19 protein-coding genes are annotated in these 20776 nt (G+C 66.1%); 6 read left to right on the top strand and 13 right to left on the bottom strand.

Annotation, left to right across the window (positions count from 1 at the left end; translation table 11 throughout):
- Positions 1–130: 130 nt before the first annotated feature.
- Together M3M28_RS02170 and M3M28_RS02165 are read right to left on the bottom strand one after the other, a co-directional pair.
- A complete protein-coding gene (locus M3M28_RS02170) occupies positions 131–721 on the bottom strand; it encodes an HD domain-containing protein (protein ID WP_249387222.1) in 591 nt (196 codons plus the stop codon).
- Complete coding sequence (locus M3M28_RS02165; RefSeq protein ID WP_249387221.1) at positions 715–1113, bottom strand: hypothetical protein; 399 nt, start codon at positions 1111–1113, stop codon at positions 715–717. The genes M3M28_RS02170 and M3M28_RS02165 overlap by 7 nt, the downstream gene beginning before the upstream one ends.
- 284 nt (positions 1114–1397) lie before the next feature.
- On the opposite strand from M3M28_RS02165, the gene M3M28_RS02160 reads away from it, so the two are divergent.
- Together M3M28_RS02160 and M3M28_RS02155 are read left to right on the top strand one after the other, a co-directional pair.
- On the top strand, positions 1398–2036 hold the full coding sequence (locus tag M3M28_RS02160; RefSeq protein WP_249387220.1) for a SatD family protein: 639 nt from the start codon (positions 1398–1400) through the stop codon (positions 2034–2036).
- Positions 2037–2389: 353 nt separating this feature from the next.
- Complete coding sequence (locus tag M3M28_RS02155; protein ID WP_249387219.1) at positions 2390–3688, top strand: HNH endonuclease signature motif containing protein; 1299 nt, start codon at positions 2390–2392, stop codon at positions 3686–3688.
- On the opposite strand, the gene M3M28_RS02150 is transcribed toward M3M28_RS02155, so the two are convergent.
- Positions 3685–4617: an NAD(P)/FAD-dependent oxidoreductase gene (locus M3M28_RS02150; protein ID WP_249387218.1), complete on the bottom strand. Its 933-nt coding sequence runs from the start codon at positions 4615–4617 to the stop codon at positions 3685–3687. The two genes, M3M28_RS02155 and M3M28_RS02150, sit on opposite strands and share 4 nt — an antisense overlap.
- Before the next feature lie 9 nt (positions 4618–4626).
- A complete protein-coding gene (gene gltX, locus M3M28_RS02145) occupies positions 4627–6111 on the bottom strand; it encodes a glutamate--tRNA ligase (RefSeq protein ID WP_249387217.1) in 1485 nt (494 codons plus the stop codon).
- A gap of 38 nt (positions 6112–6149) precedes the next feature.
- On the opposite strand from gltX, the gene M3M28_RS02140 reads away from it, so the two are divergent.
- Both M3M28_RS02140 and M3M28_RS02135 read left to right on the top strand, forming a co-directional pair.
- Positions 6150–7184 (top strand): magnesium and cobalt transport protein CorA, encoded by a 1035-nt coding sequence (locus tag M3M28_RS02140; protein WP_249387216.1) that lies wholly within the window; start codon positions 6150–6152, stop codon positions 7182–7184.
- 84 nt (positions 7185–7268) lie between these two features.
- Entirely contained in the window at positions 7269–8117 is an 849-nt protein-coding gene (locus M3M28_RS02135; RefSeq protein WP_249387215.1) for an ion transporter, read from the top strand.
- On the opposite strand, the gene M3M28_RS02130 is transcribed toward M3M28_RS02135, so the two are convergent.
- From M3M28_RS02130 to M3M28_RS02120, 3 genes are all read right to left on the bottom strand, one after another.
- Positions 8092–8862: a fumarylacetoacetate hydrolase family protein gene (locus M3M28_RS02130; RefSeq protein WP_249387214.1), complete on the bottom strand. Its 771-nt coding sequence runs from the start codon at positions 8860–8862 to the stop codon at positions 8092–8094. The two genes, M3M28_RS02135 and M3M28_RS02130, sit on opposite strands and share 26 nt — an antisense overlap.
- A gap of 19 nt (positions 8863–8881) precedes the next feature.
- The gene (locus tag M3M28_RS02125) at positions 8882–10444 is read right to left on the bottom strand and encodes an APC family permease (RefSeq protein WP_249387213.1); all 1563 of its coding nucleotides are present in this window, start codon (positions 10442–10444) and stop codon (positions 8882–8884) included.
- Positions 10445–10505: 61 nt separating this feature from the next.
- Entirely contained in the window at positions 10506–11396 is an 891-nt protein-coding gene (locus tag M3M28_RS02120) for a universal stress protein (RefSeq protein ID WP_249387212.1), read from the bottom strand.
- Positions 11397–11520: 124 nt separating this feature from the next.
- Between M3M28_RS02120 and M3M28_RS02115 the strand changes: the two genes are divergently transcribed.
- A complete protein-coding gene (locus tag M3M28_RS02115) occupies positions 11521–12186 on the top strand; it encodes a TetR/AcrR family transcriptional regulator (protein WP_249387211.1) in 666 nt (221 codons plus the stop codon).
- Here the strand turns inward: M3M28_RS02115 and gabT are convergent.
- Positions 12167–13498 (bottom strand): 4-aminobutyrate--2-oxoglutarate transaminase, encoded by a 1332-nt coding sequence (gene gabT / locus M3M28_RS02110; RefSeq protein WP_249387210.1) that lies wholly within the window; start codon positions 13496–13498, stop codon positions 12167–12169. The two genes, M3M28_RS02115 and gabT, sit on opposite strands and share 20 nt — an antisense overlap.
- A 143-nt stretch (positions 13499–13641) precedes the next feature.
- Here gabT and M3M28_RS02105 point away from each other — a divergent pair, with 143 nt between their 5' ends.
- Positions 13642–15093 (top strand): PucR family transcriptional regulator, encoded by a 1452-nt coding sequence (locus tag M3M28_RS02105; RefSeq protein WP_249387209.1) that lies wholly within the window; start codon positions 13642–13644, stop codon positions 15091–15093.
- On the opposite strand, the gene M3M28_RS02100 is transcribed toward M3M28_RS02105, so the two are convergent.
- The 5 genes from M3M28_RS02100 to ilvN all read right to left on the bottom strand — a co-directional run bounded on the left by M3M28_RS02100 (position 15090) and on the right by ilvN (position 20773).
- A complete protein-coding gene (locus M3M28_RS02100; protein ID WP_249387208.1) occupies positions 15090–16187 on the bottom strand; it encodes a branched-chain amino acid aminotransferase in 1098 nt (365 codons plus the stop codon). The genes M3M28_RS02105 and M3M28_RS02100 overlap by 4 nt on opposite strands.
- 19 nt (positions 16188–16206) lie before the next feature.
- Complete coding sequence (locus M3M28_RS02095) at positions 16207–17256, bottom strand: 3-isopropylmalate dehydrogenase (protein ID WP_249387207.1); 1050 nt, start codon at positions 17254–17256, stop codon at positions 16207–16209.
- Between the two features lie 42 nt (positions 17257–17298).
- On the bottom strand, positions 17299–19122 hold the full coding sequence (locus tag M3M28_RS02090) for an ABC transporter ATP-binding protein (protein WP_249387206.1): 1824 nt from the start codon (positions 19120–19122) through the stop codon (positions 17299–17301).
- Between the two features lie 70 nt (positions 19123–19192).
- Positions 19193–20218 carry a ketol-acid reductoisomerase gene (gene ilvC, locus M3M28_RS02085; protein ID WP_249387205.1) on the bottom strand — a complete coding sequence of 342 codons (1026 nt, stop codon included), beginning with the start codon at positions 20216–20218 and terminating at the stop codon, positions 19193–19195.
- Positions 20219–20266: 48 nt separating this feature from the next.
- On the bottom strand, positions 20267–20773 hold the full coding sequence (ilvN, locus tag M3M28_RS02080; protein ID WP_249387204.1) for an acetolactate synthase small subunit: 507 nt from the start codon (positions 20771–20773) through the stop codon (positions 20267–20269).
- Between the last annotated feature and the right edge of the window lie 3 nt (positions 20774–20776).

Raw genomic sequence — 20776 nt, 5'->3', positions numbered from 1 at the left:
TCTCGAGGTCAATTGGCCGCGCGCACGAGTGGCGCGACCAATTCATCTTGTGGGTGATGGCCTGCCGAAGCGAACCGCGGTGACCCCGAGTTACAGCTATTACGGTGTGTGACGAGTTGGGCGATTGGGGCTAGCGAAGATCGTCGAGTTCGCGCAGCAGGTTCACGCGGGCCCGGTCCTCCCAGTGTTCGCGGCCATAGTCGGTGAAGAAGATCTGCGGCCGCGCGACCAGGCCCTCGACCTGCTTGCGGCGGCGGGCACGCCAGGCTCGACCGCTGAGTTCCGGCAGTTCGACGCGGATACCCTCGATGTTTTCCTCGTACGCGTCCCAGTCGAGCGCGAGGCCGACCAGGTCGGCGTCGGACACCCGCGCGCCCGCCGCGTCCTGCGCATCCGGCCGGTGGTTGATGGTGATGAGGATGAGCCGGGTCACCTCGTCGAGTTCGCTGTCGGTGAGGTTGCCCCAGAGCAGTTGCTCGGCGATGTCGACCGAGGCGTGTTCGTCGTCGGGCGAGGTGTTCGTGTGCACCGCGTCGTGGCACCAGAAGGCGATCTTCTCGAGCTGCGTGCCGCCGAGCGTGTCGAGCGCCGCGAGGCCCGACTCGAGGTGGGTCACGCCGTGATAGTCGCGGTGGGGCTCCTGCCAGAGCTCGAGCAGTCGGTGCTGCACCGAGTCGGGCAGCCCCGCCGCGTCGAGGTTGCTGCCGTCATAGGTCACCACAGTCGCACCACTCCATACGCGATTCCAGCGAACGCGGCCGCCCAGAGCATGCTCGCGAACGTTCCAATAATGAAGAGCTCGCCCACGCGAGAGTCGGCCTGTGCGCGCAGCTCGGGGTATCGCCCGAGGCCCTTGATCGCGATGATCATCGCGAGGCCCGCGGGGAAGCCGGCGACGAGCGTCGCGTAGACCGCGGCGCGCTCGAGGATGCCGATCCAGCGGCCGCCGCGCAGCACGCGGCCGGTCTCGAGCAGCGGTAGGCCCGCCTCGGCCGACGGTTGCGGCGCGTCGATGCGGCGCAGCAGGAGACGCACGACCGGGTTGCCAAGCAGCGCGACCACGCCAAGAGCGGCGATGATGAGGGCCTTGAGCAGGAGCTCGAGGGGGTCCATGTCGCCTCCTTGGTGCGGTTTTCAGGGCTGAAGCACGGTGAGGGCGTGCAGGTGTTTCCTTCATTCTTGAAAGATGAAGGATTGCCGCGCATCACGTACAGGCGGGTGCACCGACTTATTGATTCTTGCAGTTTCACCCGACACACATTGAGGTGCGCCAGCTCACTGCAGCTTCCTCAAGTGAATCAGACGCCCCCGACATCGACGACCAAACGTGGGCCCCGAAACCTCGCGCCAGCACGCCAGTCCTTCAAATTTCGGCGAAATAAAGGTAAAGTCTTCATATGAGCAAAATGAAGGCAAATTCTTCATGTGTGGCGCTGCTCGTCGACATCGTCGACTCGCGCGGCTCTGACCGCTCGACGACACACGCGGCGATCTTGGCAGCGCTGCCGGAGCTCGACTCCGAGGCGGCACTCGAGCCAGTGCACCCCACCGTTGGCGACGAACTGCAGGGCATCTTCCGCACGCTCGGCGCCGCCCTCACCGCGAGCTACCACCTGCGCCTGTTGCTCGACGGCGCGGTCGAGCTACGCTTCGGGCTCGGCGGCGGCGAGGTGCGCGTCATCGACGAACAGCGCAACATCCAGGATGGCAGCGCCTGGTGGCGCGCTCGCGAAGCGATCGAGGCCGTCGAAACCCTCGAATCCGACCCGCAATACCCCGGCATCCGCACCGGCATCGTCGACGGTCGCTCCGAAAGTAATTCACTGGCACCGGCGACCGCGCAGCTCGTGGATGCGCAGCTCGCGCGGCTCCGCGTCGGCGCGCGCCACAGCCTCCGCCTCCTGCTCGACGGCCTCGACAACCAGCGTGCCGCCGAGGCCATCGGCATCAGCGCATCCGCGAACTCGCAACGCGTGCGCACAAATCAACTGCGCATCCTTGCCGACACCATGCTCGAACTCGGCAAGCTCGACTAGGCAGCATGAAGACGCTGCGCCGAGCCAGGCAGCAGCATGTCGAGCTTCAGCCACACTGACTCCATGTCGTAGGCCCGTGGTGTGCTTGCTTCAGCACCACATGACTTCGGCTCGCACGACGAGAGGATGCACGCTAAAGCACCTGACCTTAATTAGCATGTTTGTTCTAATCACATGAAATTCTCTCTTGCATTTACGTTCTAATAGTGCGAGAATTGAGTCACCCGCGAAGGAGGTACAGTTCGATGTCATCTACTCCACCAGCCGACGACTACTTCGGCGCTGCCACGCCTCCTCCCGAGACTGATGGACTTAACGAGCCACTGCAGCAGATCGGCGACTTCCTCGTAGAAGTGAAGGCAGCACGCGGGAAGGCAGACGCCGCCGAGGCACAGGCACTCTCCGCCGCATTCCTTATCACCGAGCAGCGGTCACACGCCGAGCGTGCGGAACACCCAGGGCGCGGGGCATATGCCGAGCTGTTTCGCTACAATTTGCGCTCGATCATGGGCTCCTACGGCGCCCTCCTCAACCTCAGCGACACCGCGCTGATCACACGCGCGCACGCCGCACACCGACTCACTTCGAAGTTCCCCTCTTGGCTCGAGCCGTTGCGCGCTGGCGAGGTGTCGAAGCAACAAGTCGACTCCGTGCTGCGGCATTCGAAAGACCTGCCCGACGAAGTCATCGATTCTTTCGGCGAGCAGGTGCTCAACTATGCCAAGAACCACCTCCCCGGCAAGACCGAGAAATACGCCGAATGCCTAGCCGCACGACATGCGGCAAGCGAGTTCGAAGCGAATCATGCACGAGAGGTGAAAGAACGCCGCGTCGTCATCCAAGATGTCGAGAACGGCATGTCTTGGCTCTCGGCGTACCTTCCCTCCAGCTTCGCGAACGCCGCTTTCGACCTCCTGACCACCGAGGCCAAGATCCTGCGTGACGAGAACAAGCGCGAGATCGCCGAGCTCAGGGCTTCGAACGACGAAGATGCAGCCGACACTGATTCTGCCGAGTTCCTGCCCGACGAACGCACGATCGAGCAGATCCGTGCAGACCTCCTCCTCGACACCCTGCTCACCTCCACCCCGCAAGGCATTCTCGAGAGCAAGTCCGCCGGTAAGCGGCGAGTGGAGGCCAACATCAGCATCGTCGTGCCTGTGCTCGCACTTCGCGACCCTGAGACGCCGCGCGACATCGCGACACTCAACGGAACACAGCCGATGAGCGTCGATGAGGCTCGCGACTGGTTCGGCGACGTGCCCTCGATCGAGCGCATCCTCACCGACCCCATCAACGGCCACGTCATCACCGCCGACACGCGCGTCGCGACTGCTTCGCTCACTCACTACCTACGTGCACGAGACCAAACTTGCCGGCACCCCGGTTGTCGCCGGCCCGCGGCCAAATGCGAACTCGATCACACGGTTCCATGGGAAATCGGCGGCAAGACCGTGCCCGAAAACCTGCAATACCTCTGCAAATGCCACCACATACAGAAACACCGGAAGCCATGGAGAGTACGACATCTCGGCGGCGGCGTGCTCGAGTGGACCTCGCCACTCGGACATGTGTTCATCGATTACCCAGAACCGATGGGCCCGGTGTTGGGCCCAGAGTTCAAGTACGCCGACGACCCGGCGCCGTTCTAGAACCCGATGGCGTCGCGGTGCGCGGCGATCGCGGTACGCGCACCCTTGCCCGCCGAGATGATGAGCACCTCGGGGCCCGGCGCGGTGAGCTCACCGGTCGCGTAGAGGTTCTGCACGCGGGTGCGACCGAAATTATCGGCGACGATGAGCCCCTCGGCATCCAGATCGGGCCGCAGATCGTCGTCGAGAAAACCGATCTGCGCTTCGAACGCCGGCAGCACGAAGGCCGCCTCCACCGGCACCACATCGCCATCGACGGTACGCACGCCGGTCATGGTCGCGCGCTCCCCCACAACATCCTCGATGTCGCGACGGTCGACGGCCACACCGAGCAAGCGCAGCCGCTCGGCATCGACCTCGTGCACCTGCTCCTCATTCGCGAACAGGGTGACGTGCGAGCCAATCCGCGACAGCTGCGCCGCCCGGTACGCGAGCGTCTTCGCGCTCGGCACGCCGAACACCGCGATCGACGCATCGCGCTTATTCCATGCGTCGCACACCACACACGAGTGGATGTGCGTGCCGTAGTACGCGCGCAGGGTCGGCAGTTCGGGGAAGATCTCCTTCAGTCCGGTCGCGAGAATCACGCGCTCGCCGTGCACGAGCCGCGCACGCGAACCGCGCACGCCCTTCGCCTCGACCCGGAAGCCCTCGCCATCACGCGAGATCCGCGTCACCTGTGCGAACTGAATCTCGGCGTTCTCGTACGCCTCAACCGACTCGCGGCCGGCGGCGCGCAGCTCGTTCGGCGGAATGTTGTCGCGCGAGAGAAACCCGTGTGCCTCCATCGTCGCCGAGTGCCGCGGTCGATTGCCGTCGAGCACCAGCACGCGGCGCAGCTGCCGCGCGAGCAGCAGCGCGGCCTGCAGCCCGGCGGGGCCGCCACCGACGATGACGACCTCGTAGTGGTCTTCCGGCGCGATGGTCACAGCGGCCTCCTAGGCGCTCAGGTGGTCGCGGAGCTTCTGGATGCGCGCCAGCGTCGCGTCGCGACCAAGCAGCTCCATCGACTCAAACAGCGGCGGCGAGATGCGGCGGCCCGACAGGGCCACGCGGGCCGGGCCAAACGCGAGCCGCGGCTTGATGCCGAGCTCGTCGATGAGCTTCGCGCGCATCGCGGCCTCGATCGGCTCGGTCGCCCACTCGCTCACGCCCTCGAGCGACTCGGCGGTTGCCGCGAGCACGTCGAGCGCGCCGTCCTTGAGCGTCTTGAGCGCGTCGTCCTCGAACACGAGGTCGTCGGTCGACACGAAGAGGAAGCCGAGCAGACCCGGCGTCTCGCCGAGCAGCTGCATGCGCGACTGCACGAGCGGCGCGGCCTGGCGCACGATCTCGAGCTGCGCATCCGTCGCCGGCGTCGCCACGAGCTCGGCCGCCTGCAGGTACGGCACGAGCCGAGCCGCAAAGTCTTCGGGCTCGAGCAGGCGCACGTGCTCGGCGTTGATCGCCTCGGCCTTCTTCAGGTCGAAGCGCGCCGGGTTCGGGTTGACGTCGGCGACGTCGAACGCCGCGCACATCTCTTCCATCGTGAACACGTCGCGGTCGGCAGCAATCGACCAGCCGAGCAGCGCGAGGTAGTTGAGCAGGCCCTCGGGGAGGAACCCGCGGTCGCGGTGCAGGAACAGGTTCGACTCGGGGTCGCGCTTGGAGAGCTTCTTGTTGCCCTCGCCCATGACGTACGGGAGGTGACCGAAGCGCGGAATGAACTTCGCGACGCCGATCTCGACGAGCGCGTGGTACAGCGCGATCTGCCGTGGCGTCGACGAGAGGAGGTCCTCGCCACGCATGATGTGCGTGATCTCCATGAGCGCATCATCAACTGGGTTCACGAGCGTGTAGAGCGGCTGGCCGTTCGGGCGCACGACGACGAAGTCGGGGAACGAGCCCGCCTTGAACGTGATCTCGCCGCGCACGAGGTCGTCGAAGCTGAGGTCGGTGTCGGGCACGCGCAGACGCAGGCTCGGCTCGCGGCCCTCGGCGCGGAACGCCGCCTTCTGCTCGTCGGTGAGCTCGCGCTCGAAATTGTCGTAGCCCTGGCGCGGGTCGCGACCGTTCGCGACGTTGCGCGCCTCGATCTCCTCGGCCGTCGCGAACGACTCATAGAGGTGACCGGCCTCGAGCAGCTTCTGAATCACATCCTGGTAGATGTCACCACGCTGCGACTGGCGGTACGGTTCGTGCGGGCCGCCGACGCCGATGCCCTCGTCCCAGTCGAGACCGAGCCAGTTCAGCGCCTCGAGAATCTGCTGGTAGCTCTCCTCCGAGTCGCGCTGCGCGTCGGTGTCCTCGATGCGGAACACGAACTTGCCGCCGACGTGCTTCGCGTACGCCCAGTTGAACAGGGCGGTTCGGATGAGCCCGACGTGCGGGGTGCCGGTGGGCGACGGGCAGAAACGAACACGAATCTCTGATGGTGCAGTCATGGTGTCTCCATCCTAGTGTTCGTGAGACCATTCGACTCGTGACTCATGGCCCGATCATTCGCCTTATCTCTGGTGGGCAGCCCTCGAAGGCCCCCGCCGACACGACGCCCGCCGACGCGCTCGACTTCGTTGGTGACGCGCCCGATCGCATGGCCATGTCGTTCTACCCAGAGCCCACGCCCGAGCAGATCGCCGAGCTCGGCACCGCCTGGCAGCTGCACCCGGTCATGCTCGAAGACATCCTCATCGCGAACCAACGGCCGAAGCTCGAGCGCGCCGGCGACGTGCTGCTGCTCGTACTGCGCTCGGCCCGCTACCTTGACGACATCGAAGAGATCGACTTCGACGAGTTTCACGTGCTCGTGCGCCCTGGTAACGTCGCCGTGCTCTGCCAAGACAACGAATGGATCGACGGCACGCGGGTGAGCGATCACGACGCCGAGCATCCCTTCAGCCTGATTCGCCGCGACGACGACAGCGTGCTGGCGCAGACGAACCTGCTCTCGCTCGGCCCCGAGGCGGTCGTTTACCGCGTCATCGACGCGATCGTCGACGGTTACGAGCCGGTGCTCCGCGGCCTCGAGATCGACCAGGAGCAGATCGAGCGCCAGGTATTTAGCGGGGATGCGGCGGTCACCGAGCGCATCTATCGCCTGAGCCAGGAGGTCATCGACATGCTGCAGACCATGTCGTCAATGACCGAAGTCGTGACGGCTCTGCGCGGCGGCTTCGGGAAGTACGACATCCCCGCCGAGCTGCAGAAGTACCTTGACGACGTCGCCGACCACCTGGCGCGCCACGTCGCGCAGACGCGCGAACTCAAGGAGTCGCTCACGCAGATTCTCAGCGTCAACTCAACCCTTGTGGCGCAGCGCCAAAACGAAGACATGAAGAAGATCTCCGGTTGGGCCGCGATCCTCTTCGCCCCGACCCTCGTCGGCGCCATTTACGGCATGAACTTCGACGATATGCCTGAACTCCACTGGGCGTTCGGCTACCCGATGGCGCTCGGCATGATGCTCGCGGTCGGCGTCGGGCTCTACTTCTTCTTCAAACGCGCAAATTGGATGTAGCTGGCCGCGTCCCGTCCGAAGGCGCAGGCCAAGTACGCCGACGGGGCGATGTCGATGCGCCCGCACGCTTTCTAGGCTTAGCGAATGCGCACCGCCTCCCCGCCTGAGCCCTGGCAGCCCAATCCCCACGCGACGGGCATTCGGCGCCGCGTCGGCGAACTCGTGCTGCACCCCGCCGTGCAGAACTTCATCATCGCCGTGATCATCGTGAATGCGGTGACGCTCGGCCTCGAAACCTCGGATGCGGTGATGGCGCGGGCGGGCGGGCTCCTGCACGTGCTCGACGTGGCCGCGCTCGTGATCTTCATCATCGAGCTCGCGGCGAAGATGTTCGCGCTCGGGCGCGCATTCTGGCGCGATGGCTGGAACGTGTTCGACTTCCTCGTCGTCGCGATCGCGCTCATCCCTTCATCGGGCCCGCTCGCGGTGCTCCGCGCCCTGCGCGTGCTGCGGGTGCTGCGGCTCGTCAACCGACTCCCTCAGCTGCGCCGCATCGCCGAGGCGATCATCCGGGCCATCCCCGGCATCGGCGCGATCGCCGCGCTCATGGCGATCATCTTCTACGTCGGCGCCGTCATGGCGACGGTGCTCTTCGGCGACTCACACCCCGAGATGTTCGGCTCGATCCCGACGTCGCTGCTCACGCTCTTTCAGGTGATGACGCTCGACAGCTGGGCGCTCGGCGTCGTCGTGCCGGTGATGGATGCGCATCCGAGCGCGTGGCTCTTCTTCATCCCGTTCATCCTCGTCTCGGCATTCGTCATGCTCAATCTCTTCATCGCGGTCATCGTCGACACGATGTCGAACCTGCACGAGACGGCGCCCGAGGACGAACGCCAACCCCTCCCACACGACCGCGAGCTCGCGGCCATGCGCCACGAGCTCGCAGAAATTAAGGCGTTGCTACTTAAGCAGCAGTCACCGGGTTCATGAGCGCGCCGATGCCTTCGATCGCGCAGGTAACCTCGTCACCCTCGACAATCTGGCCGACGCCCTCGGGGGTGCCGGTGAGCAGCACGTCGCCGGGCAGCAGCGTGAAGATGCTCGACGCGTACTCGATCAGCGTGCCGATCGAGCGCTCCATCTGGTTGAGGTTGCCGACCTGGCGGGTCTCGCCGTTCACCTGGCTGCCGATCGCGCCCTCGGTCGGGTCGAACTCGGTCTCGATGTAGGGGCCGAGCGGGCAGAACGAGTCGAAGCCCTTCGCGCGCGACCACTGGCCGTCCTTGCGCTGCAGGTCGCGTGCGGTCACGTCGTTGCCGACGGTGTAGCCGAAGATGACCTGCTCGGCGTCGTGCGCGGGCACGTTGCGCGCGACCTGGCCGATCACGACGGCGAGCTCGGCCTCGTAGTGCACCTCTTCGGACTGCTTCGGCAGGATGATCGGATGCCCGGGGCCGACGATCGACGTGTTCGGCTTGAGGAACATGAGCGGCTCGCCCGGTACCTCGTTGCCCATCTCGGCGGCGTGGGCGGCATAGTTACGGCCAAACGCAACGACCTTCGAGCGCGGGATGACCGGGGCGAGCAGGCGCGCCTCGTCGAGCGGGATGCGCTCGTCGGTCGTCTCGAAGCCGGTGTAGAGCGGGTCGCCGAAGAGCTTGACGAGTTCGTTGGTCTCTTCGTCGAGAATGCCGTAGGCGAGCTGGTTCTGGTAATCGAAACGTGCGATCTTCACCGGGCCAGCCTAACGCGCCCTACTCGGGCAACAACTCGACACCCTCGACCTTGTCGCGCTCATACTCCGACACCTCGAGGGTCTCACCGCGGAAGTAGCGTGGGTTCACGAGGCGCATCACGATCATGAGCACCACACCGAGCAGCAGCACACCGATGCCGAGCACAAACACGAGTCCCAGGCCCCCGATCGACGAGCCCGAACCATACTCCGGGTCGATCGAGTCGATGCAGGTCTGCACGAACATCCACACGAGCGTCGCGCCGCCGGCGAGCGGCAGCAGGAATCGCATGAAGAAGTTCCGCACGCTCGTGAACCAACTGCGGCGGAAGTACCAGACCGCCGCCAAGCCGGTCGCGCCGTAATAGAAACACACCATCATGCCAAGGGCGGTGATCGTGTCCCACAGCGCGTTCTCGCTGACCAGGCGCATCACCACGTAGAAGACGATGGAGGCGGTGGCCGCGACGAACGTCGCGACGCCCGGCGACTTGAAGCGCGGCGAAATCTTCGCGAACGACTTTGGCATGGCCTCGTAGAAGCCCATCGCGAGCATCGTCCGCGCCGGCGACACCATCGTCGACTGCAGTGAGGCGAGCGATGAGGTGAGGATCGCGATCGACATGAGAATCGCGAACGGCCCCATCACCTCGGGCGCGAGCACCGCGAAGATCGACTCCTGGTTCTTGGGGTTGCCGGCTCCGAGCCCCTCATCGCCGACACCAGCCCACATCAGGGTCGCGACCGTGACGAGCAGGTAGAGCATGACGATCGTGATGATCGTGACGGTGGCGGCGCGGCCCGGCGTGCGCTTCGGGTCCTTCGTCTCCTCGTTCATGGTGATCACGGTGTCCCAACCCCAGAACATGAAGATCGAGAGCGAGACGCCGGCGATGACCACCGAGAGGTCGCCGACCTCAAACGGGTTGAACCAGCTCACGTCGACGGGCGTCGCGTCGAAGGCGTCGCCGCCGAGCGCCGAGGTGATCGCGGCGACCGAATACCAAACGAGCGCGATGAGCTGGAACACGACGAGGCCCCACTGCACGCGCTCGGTCGTCTCGATGCCGCGATAGCCGATCCACGCCGCGAGCGCGACGAAGATCGTGGTGACGACGATATTGAGAAAGAGATGATCGGAGGGGATGTCCGAGAGCGCCGAGTTGCCGCTGATCTGCGCGAGCAGAATGAAGAAGAAGTCGGTGGCGACCGCCGCGAGGTTCGAGAGCACGAGAATCGTCGCCGACACGAGGCCCCAGCCGGTCATCCACCCGATGATCGGGCCAAACGCGCGCGTTGCCCAGGTGAACGAGGTGCCCGAGTCGGGCAGGGCCATGTTGAGCTCTCGGTACCCAAAGAGCACGAGCAGCATCGGGATGAAGCCGATGAGCAGAATCGCGGGCGTCTGCAGTCCGACCTCCGAGACGGTCGGCCCGAGCCCCGAGGTGAGGGTGTAGGCGGGCGCAATGGTCGAGACGCCGATGACGGCGCCGCCAATCACGCCGACTTTGCCGACGCTGAGGCCCTTCGAGCTCGGGCCCTTAATCGCGGTGGTGATGGGGCCGTCAACTTGGTTCGTCATGCCGCTCCATTAATCGATTTAGTTCAGACCAATAGGATGCGCCGCTCAGGCGCGTGAAGACTCAGTCGCGAAACTCGCTCGGCAGCACGACGACGGGCGCCTCGAGGGCATCGAGGATGCGCCGGGCGCGCGAGCCGAGGAACACGCTGAGCCCGCGGCCGAGTCGGCTCGACCCGAGGTAGGCGACGTCGCCAGGGAGCCACTCGATCTTCGCGAGTGCATCCTCGAGGCGGTGCCCCTCGGCGATCTCAATCGTCGCGCGGCCCGAATCGAGCAGCCCGGAGGCGACGGCCTCGAGTTGCTCGCCGCCGAAGCGCCGTGCCTCGTCGGTGATCTCGCGCACCTCGCGCGGGGCGATCTGGTCGACCTGCACGAGCGACACGAGCCGCAGCGGCACGTCGCGGCGCACGGCCCGCACGACCGAGCGGCCGATCACGACCTCGCTGCCCGAACGCGTGCCGTAAATGCCGGTGACGCGTTGCACGCCGCCGCCCGGGTTCTTGAAGCGGCGCGGGGCGAGCCCAACGGGCACCGGCGAGGCGTGCAGCAGCGCATTCGCAACCGAGCCGAGCGTGAACTTGCCGAGCAGCGGCCCGGCCTGCGCGCCGATGACGATCATCTTCGCGTCGAGCTCGGCCGCCGCATCCAGCAGCCCGTGGGCGGCCGAGTCGTTGAAGCGAAAGTCGACCTGCGCGTGGATGCCCTCGGGCACGCGCCGCAGGGCATCGTCGGCCCAGTCACGCAGCTGCTGCGAGTAGATGTGGTCGCTCGGCACGGGCGTACCGACGCTGGCGGTGCCGAAGGCGTTCGGCTCGGGCAGCACCATGACGATGCGCACCTCGGCGTCGATGCCCTCGGCCATAAAACTCGCGAACTCGAGGGCGTCGTAGCCGCGCGCATCCGCGATATACCCAACGACGAATCGGTCGCGGGATACCTGCGTTTCGGCCATACGTTGCCACTCCTCTGTGTCGCGCACGCAACTCTGCGCACCGACAATGCTACCCCGAGTGGCGACACTGACGAATGACAATCATTTATTGATTACGCTGGAGACATTCACCAAGGAGGTCGAAATGGTTGGCAATCGACGCCCGGCAGGGCGGCCGCGCACGCGCATCCTCGGCCGCGAGGTCATCACCGAGGCGGCCCGCAAGATCATTGCCACGAACGGCGTGCAGTCGTTCACGATGACGCAGCTCGCGTCACAACTCAACGTCACGCCCTCGGCGGTCTACAACCACGCCGATTCGAAGCTCGAGATCCTTCGTTGGATCGAGGACGCGATCATGGGCGAGGTCGACACCTCGGCATTCGAGACGCAGCCGTGGCGCGAGGCGCTCAAGGTCTGGGCCCGCAGCTACCGCGACATCATGGCGCGCCACTCCGAGCTCATCACGGCGATCGCGACCACCGAGGTGATCGAGTCACCCCAGACCGTGGCGATGTACGAGCAGGTGACGAAGGTGCTCGTGGCGGCCGGTTGGCCGCTCGACTCGGTCGTGCCGCTCATCACGGCGCTCGAGTCGTTCATCTACGGCAACGCGATCAACGAGCACGCGCCGGAGGATATTTACAACGTCGGCGAACTCGCCGGCTACGCCCCAACCTTCTCGAAGGCGGTTGAGGCGCAGCCGACGCGCAGCCAACATGACGTGAATGACGAGCTGTTCGATATCGGCTTCGAGGCCATCGTCAGCTGGTCATACGACCACTACGTCGTTACGCGTTCGCGCGGATAGCCTCGACGAGCACGTTCAGGCCGTCGCGGAGGGTCTCCTCGGGCATGACGAGGGGCGGCAGCAGGCGGATCACGTTGCCGAAGGTACCGCACGTGAGGAACAGGACCCCCTGCTCGAGCGCGGCCTTGACGATCTTGCCAACGACCTCGGCGTTCGGCTCCTTCGAGCCGTCCTTGACGAACTCGATCGCGAGCATGGCGCCGCGACCGCGCACCTCACCGACGATGCCGATCTCGTCGACGAGCGGCTCGAGGATCTCCTTCGCCACCTCGCCGATCTTCAGCGCGGCGTCGAGCAGGCCCTGCTCTTCGTAAGCGTCGAGGGTTGCGAGCGCCGAGGCATTCGCCACCGGGTTGCCCGAGTAGGTGCCACCGATGCCGCCGGGCTGCGGAGCATCCATGATCTCGGCGCGACCGACGACGGCCGACAGCGGCATGCCGCCCGCGAGGCCCTTCGCGGTGGTGATGAGGTCGGGCTCGATGCCGCTCCACTCCGAGCAGAACCACTTCCCGGTGCGGGCCATGCCGGCCTGCACCTCGTCGGCGACGAAGACGATGCCGTTGTCATTCGCGAACTTCACGAGCGACTCGAGGAAGCCGTCGGCGGGCACGAGGAAGCCACCTTCGCCGACGAGCGGCTCGATGACGATCGCGGCGACGTTGTTCGCGCCGACCTGCTTCTCGATGGCGGTGATGGTGCGGGCCGCAGCCTCTTCACCGGTCATGCCCTCGGGGTCGCGGAAGGGGTAGCTCAGCGGCACGCGGTAGATCTCGTTCGCGAACGGGCCGAAGCCATCCTTGTACGGCATGTTCTTCGCGGTCATCGCCATGGTGAGGTTCGTGCGGCCGTGGAAGGCGTGGTCGAACACGACGACGGCGTTGCGGCCGGTGTACTTGCGCGCGATCTTCACGGCGTTCTCGAGTGCCTCGGCACCCGAGTTGAACAGCGCGGCCTTCTTGTCGAAGCTGCCGGGGGTGAGCTCGGTGAGGCGCTTGCAGAGCTCGATGTAGTTGCCGTAGGGCGCGGTGTTGATCTGCAGGTGCAGCGCATTCGCGGCGGCCTCCTGCACGGCCTTGACGACCTTCGGGTTCGCGTTACCGACCGTGGTCACACCGATGCCCGAGCCGAAGTCGATGAACTGGTTGCCGTCGACGTCGCGAAGTACGACACCGTCGGCGTCCTCGATGTAGCTGGGCAGAGCCGAGCCGATCGACGCGCTCACGTACTTGGCACGCTCCTGCGCGAGCTCCTGCGACTTGGGGCCGGGGATCTCGGTGACAATCTTTCGCTGCTGTTCGAGACGGAACTCCATTGCTCTGCCTTCCTTTCGTTGTTGACGGACGCAATTCTTCGCCACTGAGGTCAGCGTACGCTGATGGCCCCGGCGATTTGATGTGGCCTTGCACCACACTCATTTCGCTTGTTGTGCATGCGCACGAGCAATAGGCTCGGTCCATGGTCACGACAATTGCCGGTCTGCTGCGCACCCCCGAGCTCGGGCTGCGGCCCCGCCTCGGCGACGACGCGCAGCTGCGCCGCCCCGTCGACTGGGCCGTCGTTACCGAACTCATCGACCCCTCCCCCTACCTCGCGGGTGGCGAGCTTGTTCTTACCACCGGGGTGCGGCTGCGCACTCCCGGCAATTTCGAGCAGTTCGTCTCGACGGCCGCGAAGGCCGGCTCGGCGGGCATCGGCTTCGGCGTTGGCATCAGCCACGATGAGCTGCCGGATGCGCTGCTCGCGTCCGCGAGGCGCGCGGGCCTGCCGGTGTTCGAGGTGCCCTTCGAGGTCGCGTTCTCGGAGGTAATCCGTCGCGTCGCCGAGCTCAACGAGAGCGAGCGCGTCGCGAAGCTCGAGTCGCGCTACCGGCAGCGCCACCGCCTGGTCGAGCTACTGCTCAGCGACGGCGGGCTCGACGCCATGCTCGAGCGGCTCGAGAAAGAGACCGGCGCCCACTTCGCGGTGTCGCTCAACGGTGAGGTCGTCTCGGGCACGCTTGAGGTCGACGACCCCGCATCGAGCGGCTGGGATGCGCTGCCGATCGCCCTCGGCAACTCGGGCCAGGCGACGCTGCACGCGACGCGCCCGCGCGACGACGACCTCGTCAACGTCGCCCGATCGCTCGTCGGCCTCTACCTCGCGCAGGCGGCCCGACGGGTCCGCGCGGCGCGCGAGCAGGCCGGGCAGGTGCTCGCCGAGCTCGGCGACGACCGCCTCGACGACGCGGCCACCGCATCCCGCCTCGAGCAGCTCGGGCTGCGCCCCGGCCGCAACTACCGGATGGTCGTGGCCGAGCAGCAGCGCGGCTCGCGCGGGGAGCTCGGCGGGATGCGCATCCCCGTCTCGCTGCAGGCGACGGCGACGGCGATCATCGACGACGCGCTCGTCGTCGTGCTCGACGAGCGCGTCGTCGACCCGCACATCGCGGCCGAGGTGCTGCTCGTGACCGCCCGCGCGGCCGGCATCTCGGTGCATCTCGGCGTCGGCGGGGCTTACCCCGTCAGCCCGGCGCTGCGGTGGAGCTGGTACGAGGCGCGCGACGCCCTCGCGTCGCTCGGCGAGGGCGAAGAGATCGGTCACGCCGAACGACTCTCGCTCGCCTCGCTCATCCTCAGTGCCGAAGAGGCGCCGCTGGCGCAGCTCGCGCAGCAGGTGCTCGGGCCGCTCGAGCGCAGCGACGCCGAGCACGGCACGGCGCTCGTCGACACCCTCGACGCCTGGCTCGCCCATTCGGGCAGCGTCGCCGAGGTGGCTGACGCGCTCGGCACGCACCGCAACACGGTGCGCTATCGCATCGAGCAGATCGTCAAGGTCTCGGGGCTCGACCCGCGGGTCACGGCCGACGTCGTGCAGTTCTCACTCGCCCGCACCGCGACCCGCTTGCTGCGCCGGAGCGCCCGTCGCTAGACGAGCTGGTGCAGCCAGCCGTGGGTGTCGGGCACCTCACCGTTCTGAATGCCGGTGAGCTGCGCGCGGATGCGCATCGAGAGCGAGTCGAGGGTAACCGGCGGGTTCTCGATAACGAAGTCGGTCGCCTTGAGCGTGCCGATCGGCGCGATCACGGCGGCGGTGCCGACGGCAAACGCCTCGGTGATCTCGCCGGCCGCGGCGCCCTCGCGCCACTCGTCGAGCGTGATGCGGCGGCGCTCGACCTTGTGGCCGGCCTCGGCGACGAGCTCAAGGATCGCCTCGTTCGTGACGCTCGCGAGAATCGAGTCCGACTCTGGGGTCGCGACGGTGCCGTCCTTGAACGCGAGCACGATGTTCATACCACCGAGCTCCTCGAGGTACTTCTGCTCGAACGCGTCGAGGAACAGCACCTGCTCGCAACCGTTCGCATACGCGGTCTGCTGCGGCAGCAGGCTCGCGGCATAGTTGCCGCCGCACTTCGCCGCACCCGTGCCGCCCTTGCCCGCGCGCGACAGCTCGCGCTCAAGCCAGATGCTCACCGGCTGAGTTGGGTCTTGGAAGTACGAGCCCGCGGGCGACGCGATGACGTAGTACGAGACCGACTCCGCGGCCCGCACACCGAGGAAATCCTCGTTCGCGATCATGAAGGGGCGCAGGTAGAGCGACTGGTCCTTGCCATACTCGGGCACCCAGCGCTGGTCAATCTCGACGAGTTGGCGCAGCGACTCGATGAACAGTTCCTCGGGCAGCTCCGGCAGCGCGAGGCGACGGGCCGAGCCCGCGAAGCGGGCGGCGTTGCGGTCGGGTCGGAAGGTGTGCACCGTACCGTCGGCGTGACGGTAGGCCTTCATCCCCTCAAAGATCTCCTGCGCGTAGTGGAGCACCGCGCTGGCGGGGTTGAGCATGAGGGGGCCGTAAGGCACGACGCGGGCATCCTGCCAGCCGCCGTCCTTGGTCCAGTCGATGACCACCATGTGGTCGGTGAAGTAGTGCCCGAATCCCGGGTTCTGCAGGATTTCGGCGACCTCGGCATCCGACTTCGCGCTGCTGTTGCGCTCGATCCGGAATTCGAGTTCGGTCGTGGTCGACATGGGAGTCCTCTCAAAAAACTTAGTTCGTGAGCTGCGCGACGATGGCGTCGCCGATCTCGCTCGTGCTGCGAGGCGCGCCGTCACGGGCGACGAGGTCGGCTTCGCAGGCCGCCTCGACACGGTCGGCCGCATCGGCGTGACCAAAGTGGCGCAGCAGCAGTGCAACCGAGAGGATGGCCGCGGTTGGGTCCGCCTTGCCGGTGCCTGCAATGTCTGGTGCCGAGCCATGAACGGGTTCGAACATGCTCGGGAACGCGCCCTCGGGGTTGATGTTGCCCGAGGCTGCCAGGCCGATACCACCGGTAACGGCGCCAGCAAGGTCGGTGATGATGTCACCAAAGAGGTTGTCGGTCACGATCACGTCGAAGCGAGCGGGATCAGTAACCAAGAAAATTGTAGCCGCGTCGATGTGCAGATAGTCGACGGCGACCTCGGGGTACTCGGCCGCGACCGCGTTCACGGTGCGGTTCCAGAGCAGGCCGGCGTTGATGAGCACGTTCTTCTTGTGCACGAGCGTGAGCTTGTTGCGGCGCGTCCTCGCAAGCTCGAACGCGTAACGCACGGTGCGCTCGACGCCGTACGCGGTGTTCACCGAGGTCTCGGTTGCGACCTCGTGCGGGGTGCCGGTGCGCATCGTGCCACCGTTGCCGGTGTAGAGGCCCTCGGTGCCCTCACGCACGACGACGAAGTCGATGTCGCCGGGCGTCGCGAGCGGGCTGCGCGCGCTCGGCCAGAGCTTCGACGGTCGCAGGTTGATGTAGTGGTCAAACGCGAAGCGGAGCTTGAGCAGCAGGCCGCGCTCGAGAATGCCGCCCGCGAGCTTCGGGTCGTTCGGGTCGCCGCCGACGGCGCCGAGCAGCAAGGCGTCGTGGCCCTTGAGCTTGTCGAGTGACTCGTCGCTGAGCACCTCACCGGTCGCGAGGTAGTGGGATGCGCCGTGCGGGTATTCCGTCTCGGTCAGCTCCACGCCCTCGGGCAGCGCCGCGCGCAGTACCTTCCGCGCCTCAGTAATGACCTCGGGGCCAATTCCGTCGCCCTGAATGATCCCAAGATCTAGCTGCTGTGCCACCCGGTGTGTCCTTTCACTCACGTCCTCCCAGCTTACCGCTCGCTATCCGTCGATGCCGTAGTCCTCCCGCAGCCGCTCGCGGCTCGCGGAGGTGCCCTCGAGCTGCAATGCAAGCAGCTCGGCATAGATGCCGCCGGATGCGGCGAGTTCGGTCGGTGAGCCGATTTCGTCGATGTGGCCGTCGCGCAGCGTGATGATGCGGTCGACGTCGCGGATCGTCGAGAGCCGGTGGGCGATGATCAGGCTCGTGCGGTCCCCCGCCATGAGCGCATCCAGGCCCGTCTGCACGGCGCGCTCGCTCTTCGTGTCGAGCGCGCTCGTCGCCTCGTCGAGAATGAGCACCGGGGCGTCCTTGAGCATGGCTCGGGCCACGGCGATGCGCTGCTTCTGCCCGCCCGAGAGCTTCAGCCCTCGCTCGCCGATGACGGCGTCGAGGCCCTTCGGGAACCCCGAGATGAAGTCCCAGGCGTTCGCGCGCCGGGCCGCGTCGACGATCTCGGCCTCGCTCGCATCGGGGCGACCGTACGAGATGTTCTCGCGGATCGTACCGCTGAACAGCGACGGCTCCTGGAACACGACGCCGATCTGGTCGCGCAGCGAGCGCATCTTCAGGTGCGCGATATCTTCGCCGAACAGCTCGATGCTGCCCGCGTTCACGCGGTAGAAGCCGAGCAGCAGGCTGACGATCGTGCTCTTGCCACCGCCCGAGCCGCTCACGAACGCGATGCGCTCGCCTCGACGCACGTCGAACGAGATACCCCGCAGCACGGGCGTCTCCTCGTCGTAGGCGAAGCGCACGTCGTCGAAGCGCACGGGCAACGCCGTCGCCTGACCTTCGCGGCTCTCGGCGATCGCGGCCGGGTCACGCAGTTCGAGGCCCTCGCGCTCGTCCTGCGGCAGCTCCATCACCTTGAAGTAGTCGCGCGAGCCGGCCACGGCGTGCTGAGCCGCGTCGACCATCCACGACATCATCGACACGGGCGCGCGAGCCATGCTCACGAGCTGAATTAGCAGCACCATGTCGCCGAGGCTGAAGTGCCCCTGCGCGGTCTGGATGAACAGGATGAGGTAGATGCCGAAGAACGCGAGGTTGAGGGCGAGGCGGCGCAGCGCATCCATGCCGTGCCACAGGCGCGACTGCGAGCCCGTGAGCCGCACGGTCGCCGTGAACTCCTCGACAAAGAGCTTCCACTCGCGCCGCTCCTGCGCGAACGAGCGCACGGCGGGCAGCTGGCCGACGACCTCGCTGAAGCGGCCGCGCGCGGTGTCAACGTGGGCGTTCTTCTCGTGCTCGATGCGCTGCCAGCGCTTCGACGTGAGCGCGGTGAGCCACATGTAGATCGGGAACAGCAGGAACAGCAGCAGCGCGATCGGCCACGAATAGAACGCGGTGATGACGAGCACCGCGACCGTCGTGATGAGCATCGAGAACATGTTGTTCGCGAACGACTGCATGAACCGCGTCACCTCGGTGATCGTGCGGTCGAGGCGCGAGACGATCGTGCCCGTGAGCTCGTCGTCGAAGTAGCGCTGCGGCAGCTGCAGCAGCTGGTTGTAGTAGCGCGTCGAGAGCAGCGAGCGCATCTTCGCGCTCATGACGTCGCCGAAGTAGCCGCCGCCGGCATCGGCCCCGGTGACGACGAGCTCGATCGCCAGAAACGCGACCGCGAGCCAAACGACGCCGGCGATCGCGGCCTCGAACGTGCGCTCGCCGCCGACGATCGCGACGATCTCGTCGGTCGCGGCGCCGATGATGAACGGGGTCACGAGCGCGCCGCCCGCCGAGACGAGCGTGAGCAGAATGATCGCGAGGTAGTACGGGTTGAGTTCCTTCGTATACGTAACCAGCTTCGCGAGACTCTTCACTTCGCCAATACTAGGCAAGGCGCCACCCGCGAACGGGTGGCGCCTTGCCGAAAGGTGGTGCTGTTCGCGACTAGCGTGCTGCCTGGCCGTCGGTGTAGTCGCTGTCCTGCTGCGACCACGAGAAGAGCTTGCGCAGTTCCTGACCGGTCTTCTCGATCGGGTGGCCCTGCTCCTGTTCGCGGAGCTTCTTGAACTCGGGTGCGCCCGCGTCCTGGTCCTCGATGAAGCGCTTCGCGAAGGCACCCGACTGGATGTCCGCGAGCACGCCCTGCATGTTCTGCTTCACGTTCGCGTCGACAACGCGGGGGCCCGAAACGTAGTCGCCGTACTCGGCGGTGTCCGAGATGCTCCAGCGCTGCTTCGTGATGCCGCCCTCCCACATGAGGTCGACGATGAGCTTGAGCTCGTGCAGCACCTCGAAGTAGGCGATCTGCGGCTGGTAACCAGCCTCAGTGAGCACCTCGAAGCCCGCCTGCACGAGGTGGCTCATGCCACCGCAGAGCACGGCCTGCTCGCCGAACAGGTCGGTCTCGGTCTCTTCGGTGAAGGTCGTCTTGATGACGCCGGCGCGGGTGCCACCGATCGCCTTCGCGTACGACTTCGCGGTCTCCCAGGCCGAGCCCGACGCGTCGTTCTCGACGGCGATGATGTCGGGGATGCCGCGGCCGGCCTCGTACTCGCGGCGCACGGTGTGGCCCGGCGCCTTCGGTGCAACGAGGATCACGTCAACGCCGGCGGGCGGGGTGATGTAGCCGAAGCGGATGTTGAAGCCGTGCGCGAAGGCAAGGGTCTTGCCGTCGGTGAGGTTCGGCTCGATCTCCTCGGCGTACAGCGAGCGCTGGTTCTGGTCGGGCGCGAGGATCATGATGAGGTCGGCCCACTTGGTGGCTTCGGCGTTCGTGAACACCTGGAACCCGGCCTCTTCTGCCTTCGCGGCCGACTTCGAGCCCTCGCGGAGCGCAATCGCAACCTCGACGCCCGAGTCGCGCAGGTTCTGCGCGTGCGCGTGGCCCTGCGAGCCGTAGCCGACGATGGCTACCTTCTTGCCCTGGATGATCGACAGGTCTGCGTCGTTGTCGTAGAAGATCTCAGCCATGTGTGATCGGTTCTCCCTTGAATTCTGTTCTGTATGTGATGTTCGTGGTTAGCGCAGCACGCGCTCAGAGATGGACTTGGGGCCGCGGCCAACCGCGATCAGGCCGGACTGCACGAGCTCGCGGATGCCGTACGGTTCCAGCATGCGCAGCAGCGCCTGAACCTTGCCCGAGTCACCCGTCGTTTCAATGACGAGCGAGTCGGGGGCGACGTCCACGACGCGCGCCCGGAACAGGTTCACGGCCTCGATAACTTCGGAGCGCGTCTGCTTATCCACGCGCACCTTGACGAGGACGTGCTCCCGCTCGACCGCGCTGGCTGGGTCAAGCTCAACGATCTTGATGACGTTGACCAGCTTGTTGAGCTGTTTCGTCACCTGTTCGAGCGGGAAATCTTCGACGTTCACAACCACGGTCATGCGCGAGAGGCCTTCGACCTCCGACGCACCGACCGCGAGTGAGTCAATGTTGAAGCCGCGACGTGCGAACAGGCCCGCGACGCGGGTGAGCAGGCCGGGCTTGTCTTCGACGAGCAGCGAAAGAATGTGCTTCGACATCTG

Origin of the sequence: Gulosibacter sediminis (assembly GCF_023370115.1) — a bacterium.
Lineage (GTDB): Bacteria > Actinomycetota > Actinomycetes > Actinomycetales > Microbacteriaceae > Gulosibacter > Gulosibacter sediminis_A.
The sequence above is the reverse complement of the archived record's forward strand: the minus strand, read 5'-3'. Positions and strand labels throughout refer to the sequence as shown.

Bases quoted from the DNA above. Each gene is read 5' to 3' on its own strand.
- M3M28_RS02125 (WP_249387213.1), bottom strand. From the start codon at position 10,444: ATGACGAACCAAGTTGACGGCCCCATCACCACCGCGATTAAGGGCCCG.
- ilvN (WP_249387204.1), bottom strand. From the start codon at position 20,773: ATGTCGAAGCACATTCTTTCGCTGCTCGTCGAAGACAAGCCCGGCCTG.
- M3M28_RS02135 (WP_249387215.1), top strand. From the start codon at position 7,269: ATGCGCACCGCCTCCCCGCCTGAGCCCTGGCAGCCCAATCCCCACGCG.
- ilvC (WP_249387205.1), bottom strand. From the start codon at position 20,218: ATGGCTGAGATCTTCTACGACAACGACGCAGACCTGTCGATCATCCAG.
- M3M28_RS02105 (WP_249387209.1), top strand. From the start codon at position 13,642: ATGGTCACGACAATTGCCGGTCTGCTGCGCACCCCCGAGCTCGGGCTG.
- M3M28_RS02165 (WP_249387221.1), bottom strand. From the start codon at position 1,113: ATGGACCCCCTCGAGCTCCTGCTCAAGGCCCTCATCATCGCCGCTCTT.
- M3M28_RS02115 (WP_249387211.1), top strand. From the start codon at position 11,521: ATGGTTGGCAATCGACGCCCGGCAGGGCGGCCGCGCACGCGCATCCTC.
- M3M28_RS02100 (WP_249387208.1), bottom strand. From the start codon at position 16,187: ATGTCGACCACGACCGAACTCGAATTCCGGATCGAGCGCAACAGCAGC.
- gltX (WP_249387217.1), bottom strand. From the start codon at position 6,111: ATGACTGCACCATCAGAGATTCGTGTTCGTTTCTGCCCGTCGCCCACC.
- M3M28_RS02120 (WP_249387212.1), bottom strand. From the start codon at position 11,396: ATGGCCGAAACGCAGGTATCCCGCGACCGATTCGTCGTTGGGTATATC.
- gabT (WP_249387210.1), bottom strand. From the start codon at position 13,498: ATGGAGTTCCGTCTCGAACAGCAGCGAAAGATTGTCACCGAGATCCCC.
- M3M28_RS02160 (WP_249387220.1), top strand. From the start codon at position 1,398: ATGAGCAAAATGAAGGCAAATTCTTCATGTGTGGCGCTGCTCGTCGAC.